Annotated in this window: 16 protein-coding genes; 5 read left to right on the top strand and 11 right to left on the bottom strand. The window is 65.8% G+C overall.

Annotated features, from left to right (window positions below; genetic code table 11):
- Window positions 1-100: 100 nt before the first annotated feature.
- The 5 genes from AABA51_RS00225 to AABA51_RS00205 all read right to left on the bottom strand — a co-directional run bounded on the left by AABA51_RS00225 (window position 101) and on the right by AABA51_RS00205 (window position 5,549).
- Window positions 101-1,177 carry a branched-chain amino acid ABC transporter permease gene (locus tag AABA51_RS00225; RefSeq protein WP_338273351.1) on the bottom strand — a complete coding sequence of 359 codons (1,077 nt, stop codon included), beginning with the start codon at window positions 1,175-1,177 and terminating at the stop codon, window positions 101-103.
- Window positions 1,178-1,279: 102 nt separating this feature from the next.
- Window positions 1,280-1,531 carry a hypothetical protein gene (locus AABA51_RS00220; protein ID WP_338273350.1) on the bottom strand — a complete coding sequence of 84 codons (252 nt, stop codon included), beginning with the start codon at window positions 1,529-1,531 and terminating at the stop codon, window positions 1,280-1,282.
- 120 nt (window positions 1,532-1,651) lie between these two features.
- Window positions 1,652-2,638: a branched-chain amino acid ABC transporter permease gene (locus AABA51_RS00215; RefSeq protein ID WP_338273349.1), complete on the bottom strand. Its 987-nt coding sequence runs from the start codon at window positions 2,636-2,638 to the stop codon at window positions 1,652-1,654.
- Between the two features lie 41 nt (window positions 2,639-2,679).
- On the bottom strand, window positions 2,680-3,501 hold the full coding sequence (locus tag AABA51_RS00210; protein ID WP_338276671.1) for an ABC transporter ATP-binding protein: 822 nt from the start codon (window positions 3,499-3,501) through the stop codon (window positions 2,680-2,682).
- A 26-nt stretch (window positions 3,502-3,527) separates the two neighbouring features.
- Window positions 3,528-5,549: an AMP-binding protein gene (locus AABA51_RS00205; protein WP_425328850.1), complete on the bottom strand. Its 2,022-nt coding sequence runs from the start codon at window positions 5,547-5,549 to the stop codon at window positions 3,528-3,530.
- A gap of 159 nt (window positions 5,550-5,708) precedes the next feature.
- Between AABA51_RS00205 and AABA51_RS00200 the strand changes: the two genes are divergently transcribed.
- Window positions 5,709-7,634: a PAS-domain containing protein gene (locus tag AABA51_RS00200; protein WP_338273347.1), complete on the top strand. Its 1,926-nt coding sequence runs from the start codon at window positions 5,709-5,711 to the stop codon at window positions 7,632-7,634.
- A complete protein-coding gene (locus tag AABA51_RS00195; protein ID WP_338273346.1) occupies window positions 7,631-8,332 on the top strand; it encodes a response regulator transcription factor in 702 nt (233 codons plus the stop codon). The genes AABA51_RS00200 and AABA51_RS00195 overlap by 4 nt, the downstream gene beginning before the upstream one ends.
- A 4-nt stretch (window positions 8,333-8,336) precedes the next feature.
- On the opposite strand, the gene AABA51_RS00190 is transcribed toward AABA51_RS00195, so the two are convergent.
- Window positions 8,337-9,545, bottom strand: a complete 1,209-nt coding sequence (locus tag AABA51_RS00190; RefSeq protein ID WP_338273345.1) for a hydantoinase/carbamoylase family amidase — start codon at window positions 9,543-9,545, stop codon at window positions 8,337-8,339.
- Between the two features lie 100 nt (window positions 9,546-9,645).
- Here AABA51_RS00190 and AABA51_RS00185 point away from each other — a divergent pair, with 100 nt between their 5' ends.
- Window positions 9,646-10,296 (top strand): histidine phosphatase family protein, encoded by a 651-nt coding sequence (locus tag AABA51_RS00185; RefSeq protein ID WP_338273344.1) that lies wholly within the window; start codon window positions 9,646-9,648, stop codon window positions 10,294-10,296.
- Between the two features lie 146 nt (window positions 10,297-10,442).
- Here the strand turns inward: AABA51_RS00185 and AABA51_RS00180 are convergent, their stop codons facing one another.
- The 5 genes from AABA51_RS00180 to AABA51_RS00160 form a co-directional block, all read right to left on the bottom strand.
- Window positions 10,443-10,757 (bottom strand): DUF3775 domain-containing protein, encoded by a 315-nt coding sequence (locus tag AABA51_RS00180; RefSeq protein WP_338273343.1) that lies wholly within the window; start codon window positions 10,755-10,757, stop codon window positions 10,443-10,445.
- 89 nt (window positions 10,758-10,846) lie between these two features.
- Window positions 10,847-11,578, bottom strand: coding sequence for an SDR family NAD(P)-dependent oxidoreductase (locus tag AABA51_RS00175; protein ID WP_338273342.1), 732 nt, complete (start codon window positions 11,576-11,578; stop codon window positions 10,847-10,849).
- The gene (locus AABA51_RS00170; protein WP_338273341.1) at window positions 11,578-12,828 is read right to left on the bottom strand and encodes an MFS transporter; all 1,251 of its coding nucleotides are present in this window, start codon (window positions 12,826-12,828) and stop codon (window positions 11,578-11,580) included. Before AABA51_RS00170 ends, AABA51_RS00175 begins: the two co-directional genes overlap by 1 nt.
- Before the next feature lie 2 nt (window positions 12,829-12,830).
- Window positions 12,831-13,592, bottom strand: a complete 762-nt coding sequence (locus AABA51_RS00165; protein WP_338273340.1) for a DUF1365 domain-containing protein — start codon at window positions 13,590-13,592, stop codon at window positions 12,831-12,833.
- Entirely contained in the window at window positions 13,589-14,881 is a 1,293-nt protein-coding gene (locus AABA51_RS00160) for an NAD(P)/FAD-dependent oxidoreductase (RefSeq protein ID WP_338273339.1), read from the bottom strand. The genes AABA51_RS00165 and AABA51_RS00160 overlap by 4 nt, the downstream gene beginning before the upstream one ends.
- A gap of 133 nt (window positions 14,882-15,014) precedes the next feature.
- Here AABA51_RS00160 and AABA51_RS00155 point away from each other — a divergent pair, with 133 nt between their 5' ends.
- On the top strand, window positions 15,015-15,665 hold the full coding sequence (locus AABA51_RS00155) for a sigma-70 family RNA polymerase sigma factor (protein ID WP_338273338.1): 651 nt from the start codon (window positions 15,015-15,017) through the stop codon (window positions 15,663-15,665).
- Between the two features lie 12 nt (window positions 15,666-15,677).
- Window positions 15,678-16,319, top strand: coding sequence for a ChrR family anti-sigma-E factor (locus AABA51_RS00150; RefSeq protein ID WP_338273337.1), 642 nt, complete (start codon window positions 15,678-15,680; stop codon window positions 16,317-16,319).
- Window positions 16,320-16,380 lie beyond the last annotated feature (61 nt).

Raw genomic sequence — 16,380 nt, 5'->3', positions numbered from 1 at the left:
TCTCTCGCCCCGGTTCGATGCCGGGTTTCTCGCTTGGCAGCCCCCGCCTCCCCGCGCGGGCCGCATCCTGTGGCGGGCAAGCGTCGCCCGCGCCTCCCGCTCAATGCGGGAAGGGCCACAATCTCAGCTTCTCCTTCATCAGCGCCCAAAGCCGCGCCAATCCATGCGGCTCGACGATCAGGAAGAACATGATCAAAAAGCCCACGATCACGAACTGGAAATGGGTGGCCAGCGCCGTATCCCAGCCCATCGTGTCGACAAGCAGAACCTTCAGCGCGACCGGCAAAAGCACCATGAACGCCGCGCCCGCGAAACTGCCAAAGATCGATCCAAGGCCGCCGATGATGATCATGAACAGCACGAGAAAGGATTTCTGGATGCCATAGGCCTCGCCCACCTCGACCGCGCCCAGGTAGACGGTGAACAACAGCGCCCCCGAGATGCCCACGTAAAAGGACGAGACCGCGAAAGCCGACAGTTTCGCCTTGAGCGGGTTCACCCCGATGATCTCTGCGGCGATGTCCATGTCCCGGATCGCCATCCACTGCCGCCCCATCGCGCCCCGCGTCAGGTTGCGCGCAACCCAGGCCAGCACGAACAGGAACAAAAGGCAGAACAGGTATTTCGCCCAGGCCTCGGCATTGGGTCCCGTGACCGCCTGGCCCAGGATCAACCGCTCGGGCGCGTTGATCTGGCCCGAGGCGGAATAATTGTAGAACCACGGCACCTTGTTGAAGACCCAGACCAGAAAGAACTGCGCCGCCAGCGTCGCAACGGCCAGGTAGAACCCCTTGATCCTGAGCGACGGCAGGCCGAAGGCCAGCCCCACCATCGCCGTCATCGCCCCCGACAAAAGCGTGATCGTGATCATGTCGAGCCCCGGAAAGGCCGTCATCAGCTTGTAGGAGGTATAGGCCCCCACCGCCATGAACCCGCCCGTGCCCAAGGACACCTGCCCGCAATAGCCCGTCAGGATGTTCAGCCCGATGGCCGCGATGGCATAGATGACAAAGGGGATCAGGATGGCGCTCGCCCAGTAATCGGTGATGACAAAGGGGATGATCCCCGCACCGATGGCCAGCACGATGTAATAGCGGTAGCGGTCGAACCGGATCGGAAAGGTCTGGTTGTCCGCGGTGTAGCTCGTCTTGAAATCGCCGGCCTCACGATAGAACATCGCCGCTCCCCTTCCCTTGCGCAGCATGACGCCCACGACAGGGCATCCCGCCCCGGCGCTTAATGCCTGCCTGCTTGTCCGATATGTTGGTGGCCTGCGGCCTCAGCCGAATTCGACCCGGCGCCGCCCGTAGATGCCCACGGCCAATCCCAGGCCGCACAGCACCACCATGCCCCAGGCTATCGGCTGCCCGCCGATCACGCTGGCCGCCAGGAACAAGCCCGCGACCCAGAACAGGCCGAACCCCACCGTCGTCAGGACCGCCCAAAGCTTGCGCCCGGTCGACACCGCGCCCCGCGCGTAATCCGGCGTGCCGATGTTGGGCTTTTGCAACTCGTCCAATGCCATCGCCATCTGTCCTCCCAAGGGCGCGCGTGGCCGAACCTCCCCGTCCGACCTCCGGCGCGCCACCAGCTTGCCGCGAAGCGGGCCGCGCGTCAGCATCTATTTTCGCCGTCAACCACATGATCCGGCTCACACCCTCTCGATGATCTTCTCGCCGAACAGGCCCTGCGGCCGGAACACGAGGAAAACGAGCGCCAGCACATAGGCGAACCAGTTCTCGGTCGCGCCACCGATCATCGGACCGATCGAAAACTCGAACAGCGCCTCGCCCACCCCGATGATCAGCCCCCCGATGATCGCCCCGGGGATCGAGGTGAAACCGCCCAGCATCAGCACCGGCAGCGCCTTGAGCGCGATCAGCGACAGGCTGAACTGCACGCCCAGCTTCGAGCCCCACATGATCCCCGCCACCAGTGCCACGATCCCCGCCAGCGACCAGACCAGAACCCAGACATAGTTGAGCTTGATGCCGACACTCAGCGCGGCCTGGTGGTCATCGGCCACCGCCCGCATCGCGCGGCCCTGCTTGGTGTATTGCGCGAAAGCGATCAGCCCCGCCACCAACAGCCCCGCCACGATGGCCGCCGAGATGTCGAGATTGTCGATGAAGAACCCGTAGCCAAAGATGTCAAAGGTCGTGCTGTCGATCCAGTCGTTGATCCCCTGCGGCAGGCCCACATCCATGTTGCGGATTTCCGAGCCCCACATCAGGTCCGACACACCTTCCAGGAAATAGGCCAGGCCGATGGTCGCCATGAACAGGATGATGGGTTCCTGCCCGACCAGGTGCTTGAACACGAAGCGCTGCACCAGCCAGGCAAAGACGACCATCACCAGAACCGTCAGCGCGATGGCCGCAAAGGCCGGAACGGTCCAGCCGAAATAATGGATGTCGGTGCCGAAGATCTCGTTGATCAGATGGCCGAACGGCACGCGGCCCTGCTGGATGCCCACAAGCGTCATGGCGGCAAACAGCGCCATGACCCCCTGCGCGTAGTTGAAGATTCCGCTCGCCTTGAAGATCAGGACGAAGCCCAGCGCCACCAGCGCATACATCACCCCGTTCAGAAGGCCGTTGAGCATGACCTCCATGGCAAAGATCAACTGGTCAGGCATCGCGGCCTCCCTTGTATGCGACGGGGCGGATCGGGCGGGGGTCAGTCATGGGACACCCCCAGGTAGGCGTCGATGACCTCCTGGTTGCGGCGCACCTCGTCGGGCGTACCGTCCCCGATCTTCTTGCCGTAATCCATCACGACCACGCGGTCCGACAGGTCCATGACCACGCCCATGTCATGCTCGATCAGCACGATGGTGGTCCCGAATTCGTCGTTCACATCCAGGATGAAGCGGCTCATGTCCTCCTTCTCCTCGACGTTCATCCCCGCCATGGGTTCGTCGAGAAGCAGGATCTTGGGTTCCGCCACCAGCGCGCGCGCCAGCTCCACCCGCTTCTTCAGACCATAGGGCAGGCGGCCCACGGGCGTCTTGCGGATGTTCTGGATCTCGAGGAAATCGATGACCTCCTCGGCCTTGCGGCGGTTCTCCACCTCTTCGCGCTGCGCCTTGCCCCACCAGATCGCCTGGTCGAGGATACTGGCCTTCATGTGGTTCAGACGGCCGGTCATCACGTTGTCCAGAACCGTCATCCCCTCGAAAAGCGCGATGTTCTGGAACGTACGGGCGATGCCCTGGCGGGCCACCTGAAAGGGTTTCATCGGCGGGCGCTTGGACCCGCGATAGATCACCTCGCCCTCCTGCGGGTGGTAGAACCCCGAGATGACGTTGAGCATCGACGACTTGCCCGCGCCATTGGGCCCGATGATCGCCCGGATCTCGCCCTCGCGGATGTCGAAACTGATGTCCTTGATCGCCACCACGCCGCCGAATCGCAGCGTGATGTTGCGCATCTCCATCACCACGCCCCCGATGGTGCGCCCATCGGCGGTGACGGTCACATCCTGTGCCGCATCGTGCATCGCCATGCCCCCCTGCGCGCCCCCGCTCATTCCGCCGCCACCCGCGTCTCGGGCCCGGCCCCCACGACCATCGCGTCGCGCAATTCCAGCGTTGCGCTGATCTTGCCCTTGCGTCCGTCCTCGTAGGTCACTTCCGTCTCGGTGTATTGCTGGGCCTTGCCCGCATAGAGCGCGTCGATCAGATCGGCGAATTTCTCCTCGATGATCCGGCGGCGCACCTTGCGGGTGCGGGTCAGCTCGCCATCATCGGCGTCCAGCTCCTTGTGCAGCACAAGGAAGCGATGCACCTGGCAACCCGACAGCATCGCGTCATCGGCAAGGCTGCGGTTCACCTCTTCGACATGGCCCTGGATCATGCCCAGAACCCGCTCGTGCCCCGCCAATTCCTGGTAGGACCCATAGGCGATGTTGTTGCGCTCGGCCCAGTTGCCCACCGCCGTCAGGTCGATGTTGATGAAGGCGGTGCAGAAATCCCTTCCATTCCCGAACACCACAGCCTCAAGGATGTTGGGAAAGAATTTCAGCTTGTTCTCGACGTATTTGGGCGCGAACAGGCTGCCATCGGCCATCTTGCCCACATCCTTGGCCCGGTCGATGATCCGCAGATGCCCCGTGCCTTCCTCGATGAAGCCGGCATCGCCCGTGGCGACCCACCCATCCGGATCCTTGGTCGAGGCCGTGCTTTCAGGGTTCTTGTAATATTCCACGAAAACCCCGGGGCTCCGGTAATAGACCTCGCCATTTTCCGCGATGCGCAGCTCCACCCCGGGCGAGGGGACGCCGACCGTATCGGGCCGCACTTCGTGATCGGGTTGCTGGGTGATGAAGACGCTCGCCTCCGTCTGCCCGTAAAGCTGCTTGAGGTTGATCCCCAGCGCCCGGTAGAAATCGAAGATCTCGGGCCCGATCGCCTCACCCGCCGTATACCCCACCCGGATGCGCGTCAGCCCCAGCGTGTTCTTCAAGGGCCCGATCACCAGCAGGTTGCCCAAGGCGTATTTCAGCCGGTCGGCCATGCCCACGGGCTTGCCGTCCAGCAATTGCGGACCCACGGTCTTCGCGTGTTCCAGGAAATGGTGGAACATCTTGCGCTTGAACGCGCCCGCATCCTCCATCCGGATCATCACCTGCGTCAGCAGTGTCTCGAACACGCGCGGCGGCGCAAAGAAATAGGTCGGCCCGATCTCGCGCAGATCGGTCATCATCGTTTCCGCCGATTCCGGGCAGTTCACGCAGAACCCCGCCCAATAGGCCTGACCGATGGAAAAGATGAAATCGCCCACCCAGGCCATCGGCAGATAGGCCAGAACCTCGTCATCCGCGCGCAGCCCGTCGAATTCGCTCGACGCCTTGGCGGTCATGATGATGTTGCGGTTGGACAGGACGACGCCCTTGGGCTTGCCGGTCGTGCCGCTCGTATACAGCATCACGCAGGTCGAGTTGAAATCCAGCTCCGCCTCGCGCGTCGCCAGCTCCTGCCCAAGCCGCTCCTGCGCCGCCCGCCCCTCGGCCTGAACGCTGGCCAGCGAATGCAGCTTGGAATGGTCGTATTTCCTCAGCCCCCGCGCATCCTGGTAGATGATGTGCTCGATCTGGGGCACGCGCTCCTGCACCTCCAGCACCTTGTCGACCTGTTCCTGGTCGCCGCAGATCACGAACCGCGCGAAACAATGCTCCAGCACATAGGCCATCTCTTCGGCCACCGCGTCCTGGTAGAGCGGCACGGGAACCGCCCCCACCTTTTGCGCCGCGACCATCGACCAATAAAGCGCGGGCCGGTTGCGACCGATGATGGCGACATGGTCGCCCCGGTTCACCCCCAGCACCAACAGGCCCAGCGCGATGGCCTCGATCTCCTCGGCGGCCTCGGCCCAGGTCCAGCTTTGCCAGATGCCGAATTCCTTTTCCCGATAGGCGGGCTTGGAACCGAATTGTGCCACGTTCCGCGCCAAAAGCGCGGGCACGGAATCGGGAACACCCGTGGGTGCGTCTGTCTGAGCCAAAACCAATCCTCCCCTCGCCGGGCTCCTCTTCCCGGCGTCCACCATGCGCAGGCAGGGCTGCACCACGTCACGATGACACATCATGGAAGTCGGTCAAGTTTTGCCCCAGTTTTGCGCAAATCTTTCGAATTGTAACAACGGCCCGGCCCCGCTTGACGGATCGCCCCGGCCCGGTCAGCCATGATGGGGGGAGGAATGCCAAGGATGCCGCCACGCACAGGCACCGATCACCTGACGCGCGCTGGGTTGAACCTGATCCAGCAGGCGCTCTCGATCTATGACGCCGATCTGCGCCTTGCCGTCTGCAACCGCCCCTTCCAGACCATGTTCGGCCTGCCCGAACGCCTCGTCACCCCCGGCGCGCCCTTCGAGGATACGATCCGCTACCTCGTGGAAACCGGCGAATACGGGGATATCGACGATATCGACAGCTTCACCCGCACCCGCGTCGAACAGGCCCGCGCCTTCCAGCCCCATTACATGGAACGCCGCCGCGCCAATGGCCGCATGATCAGCGTCGAAGGCTCGCCCCTCCCCGAAGGCGGCTGGGTCACCGTCTACACCGACATCACCGCCATCAAGCGCCAAGAGGAATTGCTCCGAGCAAGGTCCGAGGAACTGTCCGAAAAGGTCCTGACCTATACCGAGGAACTGGCCGCCACCAACCGCGCGCTCGAAGCAACCATCGCCCAGCTCGAAGAGGCCAAGGCCGAATTGACCGAGATGGAGGCCCGCACCCGCCTGACCACCGAAATGACGCCCGCCCATATCGCCCGCGTCGACCGTGACGGCGTCTATACCTATACCAACCGCCGCCTCTCCTCGCTCCTGCCCGGTCGGCAAAGCGATATCGTGGGTCTCACCTTCGAACAGGCGCTCGGCGCACAGACCGCCACGCGGCTCCGCCCGCATCTCACCCGCGCGCTGGCGGGCGAGGCAAGCGTTCTGGAATTCACCGAAACCGACAGCGGTCGGCGCATCCGCACCGCCTTCACCCCCGACCAGACGGCCCCCGGCGACCCGATCACCGGCGTCTATCTCCTGTCCACCGACCTGACCGAGGAAACGCAGGCCAAGGCGGCGCTGGCCCAGACCCACAAACGCGAATTAGCCGCCCAACTGACCAGCGGCCTTGCGCATGACTTCGCCAATCTCCTGACGATCATCCTCGGGCTGCAGGGGCGGCTCGACCGCCTCGCCCTGCCCGATGGCGCGCGCGAACTGACCGGCGCGACCCGTGCCGCCGCCCGGCGCGGGGGCGATCTTCTGAACAAGATCGCCCGCATGACCGGCCCCCATGACCCGCGCGAAGCGCCCACACGGCTGGCCGATTTCCTCGCCACCCTCGCGCCGCTCGCCCGCGCCACGCTCCCGCCCGAGATCGAGCTGACCCTCGCCAATGACGTGACCGCGCCCGCGCTGATGCTTGATACCGGCGGCTTGCAGGATTCGTTGCTCAACCTCGTCCTCAACGCCCGCGATGCCATCGGCCCGCACCCCGGCCAGATCGCCATCCGCCTTGCCGCCGTGCAGGACACATGGCTCGACATCACTGTCACCGACACCGGCCCCGGCTTTTCCGAAGCCGCGCTTGCCCGCGCGCTCGACCCGTTCTTCACCACCAAGGGCGATGCCGGCTCGGGCCTCGGCCTCTCCATGGTCTATGACCAGACGAAACTGGCGGGCGGCCAGCTCCGCCTCGAAAACCTGTCCACCGGCGGGGCCGCCGTCACCCTGCGCCTGCCGCTCCGCCCCGCCGAGGTCGAAACCCGCCCCCTCCTCATCCTCCTTGTCGAAGATACGCCCGAGATTCGCGCCGATGTCCGCGATGCACTGACCGATCTCGGCCATCAGGTGATCGAAGCCGCCTCCACGGACGAGGCGCTGGCGCTTTGCGACATCCCCGGCATCGACTGGGTCCTCTCCGACATCCGCCTCGGCGCGGGCGATGGCGTCGATCTCCTGTCGCGCATCGCCGCCCGCGCGCCCGCGCTGCGGCTGGCGCTCATGACCTCGCTGCCCGCCACCGACCCGATCCGCGCCACCGGCGCGATCCGTTGGCCCGTCCTCCAGAAACCCGTGGACCAGACCATGCTTCAGGCCCTTTTCCTTCAGGAGGCCGCGGCATGACCCAGCCCCTCGTCGCCATTCTCGACGACGAGCCGCAAATCCGCGCGCTCCTCTCCGACACGCTGACCGAAGCGGGCTTTCGCACCGCCACCTATGGCCGCGCCGCCGATTTCGAGGCGGCACTCGCGCGCTCCACCCCCGATGTCTGCCTCGTGGACCTCGGCCTGCCCGACCGCGACGGGCTGGCCCTCGTCCACCGCCTTGCCCTCGAATCGGGGGCCGCGATCATCATCATCTCGGGCCGCGCGCAGGTGCAGGACCGCGTGACCGGGCTCGAGCTTGGCGCCGACGATTACATCATCAAACCCTTCGACCCGGCCGAGGTCGTGGCCCGCATCCGCGCGCGCCTGCGCACCCCCAAGGCCGCAGGCCAAAGCCTCGACACCGCCCGTTTCAACGGCTGGACCGCCCATTTCGACCGCTACCTGCTCGTCGATGCCTCGGGCACGGAGACCAGCTTCTCCCATGCCGAGGGCGAGGTGCTGCGCCTCTTCCTCGAAGCGCCCAAGCGCCTGATCTCGCGCCAGCAGATGCAGGAAAGCCTGGGCGGCGCGGCCGGTGACAGTTTCGACCGCGCCATGGACGTCCGCATCTCGCGCCTGCGCACCAAGCTCGGCGAAGACCCGAAAAACCCCCGCCTGATCAAGACGATCTACGGCGCAGGCTACATCTTTCTGGGCGATGTGGTCTGGGGGTGAAGCCTCACCCCAACCGCGCCGCAGCCTCCGCCAGAACCTGCAACCCGGTCACAAGATCGTCCTCGCCCGTATCCTCCGCGAAATCGTGGGAAATCCCCCCGATCGACGGGACAAAGACCATCCCCACCGGCATCAACCCGGCCAGGTTCGACGCATCATGCAACGCGCCCGAGGGCATGGCCCGCCACCGCCCCGGCGCGACCGCCTCCGCCGCCGCCGACAGCGCCGCCTGCATGCTTGGGTCCATCGGCATCGGCGCCAGATCATGGCGCAACCGCGCGCTCGTCACCTCGCAGCCGCTCTCGGCGGCCACATCCTCCAACAGCCCCATGATCGCCGCTTCCATCCGGTCCAGCCGGTCCGCATCGATATCGCGCCATTGCAGCGAAAATTCCGCCCGCCCCGGCACGACCGAGGACGCGCCGGGATGCAGCACGATATGCCCGATGGTCCAGACCGATTGCGGCGTCACGATATTGGCGAACCGCTCGGGCAGCGCCGTGGCGATCCTCGCCGCCAACGTAAAGGCATCCTTGCGATGCGCCATCGGCGTCGTGCCCGCGTGGTTCTGCTGACCGCGCACGGTGACCTGCACCTGCCGCAGACCCACGATCCCCGTCACCACGCCGATCGCCTCGCCCGCCTCATGCAACACCGGGCCTTGCTCGATATGCATCTCCAGAAACCCGCTGAAGCGCGCGGGATCGACGAATTCCCCGACCCTGTCGCCCAAAGCCGCCCGTGCTTGCGCAAATCCCGTCCCATCGGTCGCGACCAACCGGTCCGCCGCCTCCAGCGACAATTTCCCGGCCCAGACCGAACTGCCCGTCAGCGCGCCGAACCGCCCTTCCTCATCCTCGAAACTCACGACCGAAATCGGCGGCCCGCCCGCCTCCTTCGCCGCCCGCGCGACCTCCAGCGCCGCGATCACGCCCAACGCCCCATCCAGCCACCCGCCCTCGGGCTGCGTGTCCGAATGCGACCCCAGCAATAGCGACCGCCCCTCCGCCAGGCCGAAGACATTGCCCAAGGGGTCGATCCGCGCCTCCAGCCCCGCCTCCTCGATCCGTTCCGCCAGCCAATCGCGCGCGGCGATATCGGCCTCGGTCAGCGCGCGGCGGCGCACACCCTTGCTGGACGCATCGCCGCCGAACCGGCGCAGCGCATGAAGATCGGACAGGAAACGGGCGGGATCGACGGGAATTCTGCTCATGCCCCGTTTGAACCACGCGGATGCCGCCCCGTCCAGCCGGGGTTGCGCCCGCCCGCCCCATCCCCCATGACCTCCGCAAGAGCAGCAAGGGGAATGCGACATGGGCGAATTGGTTCTGGTCCGCCACGGACAGGCAAATTCCGCAGCCCAGGACGAAGACGGCTACGACCGCCTCTCCGATCTCGGCCACCAGCAGGCGCGCTGGCTGGGCGACTGGCTGCGCAGCCATGACGCGCCCTTCGACCGGGTGCTGACGGGCTCGCTTCGCCGCCACCGCGAAACGCTCGCCGCCATGGGCGACATGGGCGCAGAGCCCGAAATCGATCCCCGCCTGAACGAACTTGACTACTTCAACCTGACCCAGGCCCATGCCGCGAAAAACGGCACGCCCCCCGCCACGCCCGAAAACTTCGTCCACCACATCACCGACGTGATGAAGGCCTGGCAGCGCGCCGAGATCCAGGGCAACGAAAGCTATCTCGATTTCGAATCCCGCGTGGCCGAGATGCTGACCATCGCCGCCCGCCCCGGTCGCCGGGTGCTCTGCGTCACCTCGGGCGGGGTGATCGGCATGATGGCGCGCCATCTCCTCGACCTCGACATCGCGCGGATGGCCCATCTCCTCGTGCCGATCCGCAATTGCTCGATCCACCGCGTGATGGTCCTGCCAGAGGCGCAGATCCTCTCGGGCTTCAACGCCACGCCCCATCTCGACACGCCCGACCGGCTCCACGCCCGCACGGAATACTGAAACCGCCCCCCGGCTTCATCTTTCCACAAATATGCAGGCCCGGCCCGTGGCACGCGCGGCTCGGCTGGGGGTCCCGGTCACGCCTCCACACAAGGGCCCCCTCATCTTCACCGAATACGGATATCCGCCGCCCGACGCCCGGCGGCTCACATCAGGTCGTCTTCCGCGCCGGCCACATCCAGGCCCATGGCTTCCGCCCCCGCTTCCAGGTGATCGGCAAAATGCGGGCTGCCGAGCAGGTAATCGGCGGTGGGCGTCGTCGCCTCTGCGCGCGCGGTCGCCACGGCCTCGGCCCAATCCTCGACCTCGAAACTGCCCCGCCCGATCCAGTAAAGCGCGACCAGTTCGGCTTGCGCATCCTCCGTCATGCCCTCGATGAAGGCGCGCAATTCGCCCTCCGCCCGTTCGATCTCGTGACCCATCAAGATCACCTGGGCCACCATGCTTGCCGGGATATCCATCGCGCCTCTCCTCCTCGCGGTCCTGTCGCGACCATGGGACATGGCAAACACGCGCCGGTCCTTGATCTGCCGCAAACAGCCGCGCGGTTTCAGAAAAACAGCCGCCGGTAGAGCCCATGGGGCAAAAAGGCGCTCAGCCGGAACACGAGGCTGAAAAGCGTCGGGAAACTCCGCGCGAAACCGCCTGCCGTCATGTGTTCGAAAAACACATCCGCCGCCGCCTCGGGCTCCATGATGAAGGGCATGGTGAAATCGTTCTTGTCGGTCAGCCGCGTCTTGATGAACCCGGGGTTCACCAGCTGCACCTCGACGCCCGTGTCCTTCAGATCGCCGTCCAGCGATTCGGCCAGCGAATACAGCCCCGCCTTCGACGCCGCATAGCCGATGGCCCCGGGCAATCCCCGAAACCCCGACAGGCTCCCGGTCAGCACAATATGGCCCCGGTCGCGCGCGACGAAACCCGGCACCACCTCGCCCAGAACCCGCGCCGCCCCGGTCAGGTTCACGTCGAACATGGTCTCGACCGCCTCGGCATCCCAGGCCTTGGCCGACAGCGGCCAATAGACACCGGCCAGAAAGATCATGCCGTCGATCTCGCCCGCCTCCGCGCGGGCGGCCTTCACGCTCTCGCGGTCGGCGATATCCATCGGCACGACCCGCGCCCGCCCCGGCAGTTCGGCGGCCAAGGCCTCCAGCCGCTCGCCCGACCGCGCCGACAGGATCAACTCCGCCCCCGCCCGGCTCATCTTGAGCGCCAGCGCCCGGCCCAATCCTTCGGAGGCCCCGACCAGCCAATATCTCTTCCCGTTCCAGTCCCGCATCACCGCTCCTTTCCGGTCCCGCGCCCGCCCTCGGGCAGCGCCGTGGTCGCCAGCACCGCCATCGCGCCCAGTTTCAGGACACAGGGCACCAGCGCATATAGCCATGTCAAAAGATCGAGCGCGCCTTGCGGGCTCTCACCCCCCGACACGAACCCCGCCCCCTCCAGCGCGGGCAACAGCACCACCGCCGCAAAGGCGAGCGTCAACTTGGACACGAAAGCCCACAGTCCGAATCCCGCCGCCGCCTCCGGCGCGATCTCCTCCAGCCGCCGCGCAAACAACGCGGGCAAGAGCGCGAAATCGGCTCCCAGCGCCGCGCCCGAGGCCAGGCAGATCAGGGCGAACAGCGTCGTATTCCCCGCCCCCAATCCCAGGACGAGCGAAAAGGACACAATCGCCAGCGCCATCGCCGCCAAAAGCATCGCCCTTGCCCCGAACCGTGCCGCAAGCCGCGTCCAGACCGGTGCAGATCCCGCCGCCGCAAGAAAGAACAACAGCAACAGCGGCCCTTCCCACCCCGGCGCCTCCAGCACGCTTTCCACGTAGAACAGGAACAAGGTGGACGAGACCGCGACCGGGGCCGCGTTCATCAGCGCCACGATCAGCAACCGCCGCGCCACCGGATCGGCCAGAACCACCGCGAACCCGCTCCCGCCGGCGAGTGCCGCCTCGCCCCGCCATTGCCCGCGCATCAGCCACAGCGCCAGCGCGCAAACCAGCGCAAAGCCCAGCGCGAAATTGCCATAGGGATCGCCCGTCGCATCCAAAACCGTCGGCGCGACGGCGGCGGCGCAGACGCCGAGGAGCGCGCCCGTCTCCCGCCATGCCGCCAACCGCAGATAGCCCTGTTCGCCCAATCTCGGGGCCGCCGCGACCCCTTGGGCATACATGCAGATCGTCAAAAACGAGAAAGCCGAAAACAGCCCCGTCATCATCAGCGCGAACCACCAGACCGGTACGATGGGCGGCGCTATCGCAAACAGCCCCAGCATCGATCCCGCCAGAACCGCGACACCCCCCGCCACCGCCAGCCCGCGCCGGGCCCGCAGCCGTTCCGCCAACCAGCCAAGGGCCGGGTCCTGCACCACGTCGAACAGCCGCAACGCGAACAACACGCCCGCCAGCGCACCCAGGCCCACGCCATAGCTGTCGACATAGACCTTGGGCGCGTGGATGTAGATCGGCAGGCCCGCCGCAGCCAGCATGCCCGCGAAAACCGCGTAACCCGGTCGGGACGGGGCAGGCGCCATGCTCAGGACACTTCGCGCTCGGGCGGTTCGGGGCGCACGCGATAGGGCGCGCCCTTCCACCAGAGCTTCAGCGCCTGCCAATGGATCAGGGCCAGAACCCGCCGCGCCCCCAGGGGACGGCGCAGCGCGGACCGCAAGATGCCAAACGTGGTCAGGGCCGCGCGCCGACCCGTCAGCGTCGCCAGAACGCCCTCGTTCCCGGTGGCATAATCGATCCAGATCCCCACCCGATCCTCCCGGATGTCGAAACGGAACGTGTAGCCCCCCGCGATCGGCTGAAAAGGCGAGACATGCATGATCTTCTGCGCGCTCAACACATCCTCGCGGGTGATCGGCGCCCGATCCTCCCTCGCGCAGAGATAGGAATGCCGGTCGCCGAACGTGTTCGTCACCTCCGCGATCACCGCCCGCATCGCCCCCGCCGCATCATGCGCCAGCCAAAAGGACACCGGGTTGAACACATGGCCCAGCATCCTTGGCTGCGCGAGCAGCATCAGCTTGCCACCCGTGACATCCGCCAGCCCATGCGCGGCCAACACCTCCCGCGCCCATGGCGCGCCGCGCCCCGCCTTGGGCGGCCCGCCATGATCGGCGTCATGCAGCGCGGTCAGGCCTGCGCGGTTGCGCCCGAACAGCCAGGGCGCGCTTGGCCGCGCCTCTTCGGCATCCAGCAGCACGTAATCGATGGAATAGGTGAAGGCATTCTCCACCGCACCCCGCCGCCCGTGAAAGGTCGAGCCCGCGATATGCTCGACCGCGCTCATGCGGCGACAGCCGCCCCGTCGCGCGCCGCCATCGCGTTCACCACGTCGATGGCGCTGGAATATCCGTCCTCGTGGAAGCCGTTCTTCATCCATGCCCCGCAGAACCAGGTGTTGTTCTGGCCGTTCATCGCGCGGACCGTACCCTGCGCGGCCAATGCGGCAAGGTCATAGACCGGATGCCGGAATTCCGCCGTGTCATAGATCAACTTGTCGTCGATGGGCGCGCGGCTGTTCAGCGTCACGAACAAGGGATCGCTTTCGGGGATCGGCTGCAGGCAATTCATCCAATAGGTCAGATCGATGGGCCCGCCCTCGTGGCCCTCGCGCTCGGTATAGTTCCACGACGACCACGTCACCCGCCGCTTGGGCATGGCGCGCGCATCGGCATGCAGCACGGCGGTGTTGGGCTGATACCGCACAGCCCCCAGCGCGGCGCTTTCCTGCGGGGTCGGGTCGGCCAGCATCCGCAGGCTGTCATCCGAATGGGTGGCGAAAACCACCTCGTCGAACCCCTCCCAATCGCCGCCATGCAGGATCTCGACACCGCCTTGCCCGCGCTTGACCGCCGTGATGGGGCTGGCCAGCCGGATATCCACGCCCTTGGCCCGCATCGCGCGCTCCAGCCGGCAGACATATTCGATGGACCCGCCCCGGACCGTGTACCATTGGTGCTGGCCCGTGGCCTGCAACAGGTGATGGTTGCGGAAAAACCGCACCAGCGCCTGCGCAGGGAACTCCATGATCTCTTCCTTGGGCGTCGACCAGATCGCGCCCGAAATCGGCGTCAGGTAATAGTCGCGGAACCATTGGCCCATGCCCATCTGGTCCATCAGCTCGCCCAGCGTGACCGTGCTGTCGGTGGCGACCTCTTCGGCCTGCGCATTGAACCGCATCAGGTCGCGCACCATCCGCAAAAATCCGGGCCGCACCATGTTCGATTTCTGCGCGAAAAGCGCGTTCAGGCTGCGCAGCCCGTATTCGATCTTTCCACCCCCGATCGAGGCCGCGAAACTCATGTCCGACAGCGCGACCGGCACGTCCAGTTCCGCGAACAGCTTGACCATGTGGGGATAGTTCACGTTGTTGAACACGATGAACCCGGTATCCACCGGCTGATCCCCGCGCTTGCCCGCGACCACCGTGCGCGCATGGCCGCCCAGACGGCCCTCGGCCTCGAACAGGGTGACGGCATGGCTGTCGGCCAGGTGATAGGCCGCGCCCATGCCGGAAATCCCTGCGCCGATCACGGCAATGCGTTTCGGCGCCTGGGCCGGGTGTTCGAATGGCATCTGTCGGTCGTTCCTTCGGTTGCGGATGTGGCGCTTGGCCAAGCTTGCGTTTGTCAGGCTTACGAAACGCAACCCCGCACAGATCAAAGAATTTATTTTTGATCCGGTCTAGGGCATTCGGCGTAAGGACGATATGCTGTTGTCGAACGACCGTGCGGACCATACAGCCCAAGCTCCGACCGTCGCCCCCGTGGCGCGGTCCATGGCGCTTGGGCACGAAAGGCGGCGTGAGGCGGTGACAGCACAAGACACCATCGACGTGCAATGGGCGGACAAGATCTCCGCCATCGCACGATCACAGGACCAGACCGCCTTTGCCGAGGTGTTTCGCCACTTCGCCCCACGGGTAAAGGCTTTCTTGATGAAATCCGGGGCCGATGAGGCCCTGGCCGAGGAATGCATGCAGGACGTGATGGCCACGCTCTGGAACAAGGCGCATCTCTACGACCCCTCGCGGGCCGCCGTGTCGACGTGGATTTTCACCATCGCACGCAACCGCAAGATCGACCTGTTGCGCCGCTACGCCCGCCCCGAACCCGAGGAATTGCCCTGGGGTCCGGAAGAATCACCCGACCAGGCCGATGTCCTCGCCCTGCAACAAGAGACGACCAAACTGGCCGAAGCGATCCGGACGCTTCCCGAAAAACAGCGGCAATTGATCGAAAGGGCGTATTTCGGCGACCTCACTCACAGTGAAATCGCGGCCGAAACCGGATTGCCCCTTGGCACGATCAAGTCCCGCATTAGGTTGGCGCTGGAAAGGTTGCGCCACGCAATGACCTGAGAAAGGCGACGAATGCAGACCATTCGCCACAATATCCCCGACGACCTGCTGATGGGCTACGCCGCCGGCGTGCTGCCGCAGGCCTTCGATCTGGTGGTCGCGACCCATGTTTCGCTCAGCGATGACGCCCGCGCGCGTCTTGCGGGTTACGAGGCGGTCGGCGGCGCCATGCTCGACGATATGGACGAGGCGCCCATCGGCGCCGACAGCCTGGAACAGACCATGGCCCGTATCGCCGGCATGAAACCCACGCGCCGCACCGCGCCCGTGCGCGGCATCTTTCCCGAACCGCTCCGCCGGATCGTCGGCGGCGATGCCGATGCCGTGAAATGGCGCAGCATCGGCTTGGGCGCGCGGCAATCGGTGGTCTATTCCGACGGCGATGCCACGGCCCGGCTGATCTGCATCCCCGCCGGTCAGGCCATGCCGCAGCATTCCCACCGCGGTCTCGAGATGACCTTGGTGCTTCAGGGTGCCTTCCGCGACGACGATGGCGTCTATGCCCGTGGCGATATCGAGGTGGCCGACCAGCAGGTCGATCACACCCCCGTCGCCGAACCGGGCGAGGATTGCATCTGCCTCATCGCCACCGATGGGCGGTTGAAATTCAACGGCCTCCTGCCCCGGATCGCGCAGCCCTTCCTCGGGATCTGATCCTGTCCAACCTCGACACATCCGAACGCCGCGCCCCCAAAGCGCGGCGTTTCGCATTTTC

It is taken from the genome of Roseicyclus marinus (assembly GCF_036322625.1).
Lineage (GTDB): Bacteria > Pseudomonadota > Alphaproteobacteria > Rhodobacterales > Rhodobacteraceae > Roseicyclus > Roseicyclus marinus_A.
Note: the sequence above shows the minus strand (reverse complement) of the source record. Positions and strands in the feature narration are given on the sequence as shown.

Bases quoted from the DNA above. Each gene is read 5' to 3' on its own strand.
- AABA51_RS00160 (WP_338273339.1), bottom strand. From the start codon at position 14,881: ATGCCATTCGAACACCCGGCCCAGGCGCCGAAACGCATTGCCGTGATC.
- AABA51_RS00190 (WP_338273345.1), bottom strand. From the start codon at position 9,545: ATGAGCAGAATTCCCGTCGATCCCGCCCGTTTCCTGTCCGATCTTCAT.
- AABA51_RS00155 (WP_338273338.1), top strand. From the start codon at position 15,015: ATGCTGTTGTCGAACGACCGTGCGGACCATACAGCCCAAGCTCCGACC.
- AABA51_RS00205 (WP_425328850.1), bottom strand. From the start codon at position 5,549: ATGGTGGACGCCGGGAAGAGGAGCCCGGCGAGGGGAGGATTGGTTTTG.
- AABA51_RS00225 (WP_338273351.1), bottom strand. From the start codon at position 1,177: ATGTTCTATCGTGAGGCCGGCGATTTCAAGACGAGCTACACCGCGGAC.
- AABA51_RS00180 (WP_338273343.1), bottom strand. From the start codon at position 10,757: ATGGATATCCCGGCAAGCATGGTGGCCCAGGTGATCTTGATGGGTCAC.
- AABA51_RS00220 (WP_338273350.1), bottom strand. From the start codon at position 1,531: ATGGCGATGGCATTGGACGAGTTGCAAAAGCCCAACATCGGCACGCCG.
- AABA51_RS00185 (WP_338273344.1), top strand. From the start codon at position 9,646: ATGGGCGAATTGGTTCTGGTCCGCCACGGACAGGCAAATTCCGCAGCC.
- AABA51_RS00200 (WP_338273347.1), top strand. From the start codon at position 5,709: ATGCCGCCACGCACAGGCACCGATCACCTGACGCGCGCTGGGTTGAAC.
- AABA51_RS00165 (WP_338273340.1), bottom strand. From the start codon at position 13,592: ATGAGCGCGGTCGAGCATATCGCGGGCTCGACCTTTCACGGGCGGCGG.
- AABA51_RS00210 (WP_338276671.1), bottom strand. From the start codon at position 3,501: ATGCACGATGCGGCACAGGATGTGACCGTCACCGCCGATGGGCGCACC.
- AABA51_RS00170 (WP_338273341.1), bottom strand. From the start codon at position 12,828: ATGGCGCCTGCCCCGTCCCGACCGGGTTACGCGGTTTTCGCGGGCATG.
- AABA51_RS00215 (WP_338273349.1), bottom strand. From the start codon at position 2,638: ATGCCTGACCAGTTGATCTTTGCCATGGAGGTCATGCTCAACGGCCTT.
- AABA51_RS00175 (WP_338273342.1), bottom strand. From the start codon at position 11,578: ATGCGGGACTGGAACGGGAAGAGATATTGGCTGGTCGGGGCCTCCGAA.
- AABA51_RS00195 (WP_338273346.1), top strand. From the start codon at position 7,631: ATGACCCAGCCCCTCGTCGCCATTCTCGACGACGAGCCGCAAATCCGC.
- AABA51_RS00150 (WP_338273337.1), top strand. From the start codon at position 15,678: ATGCAGACCATTCGCCACAATATCCCCGACGACCTGCTGATGGGCTAC.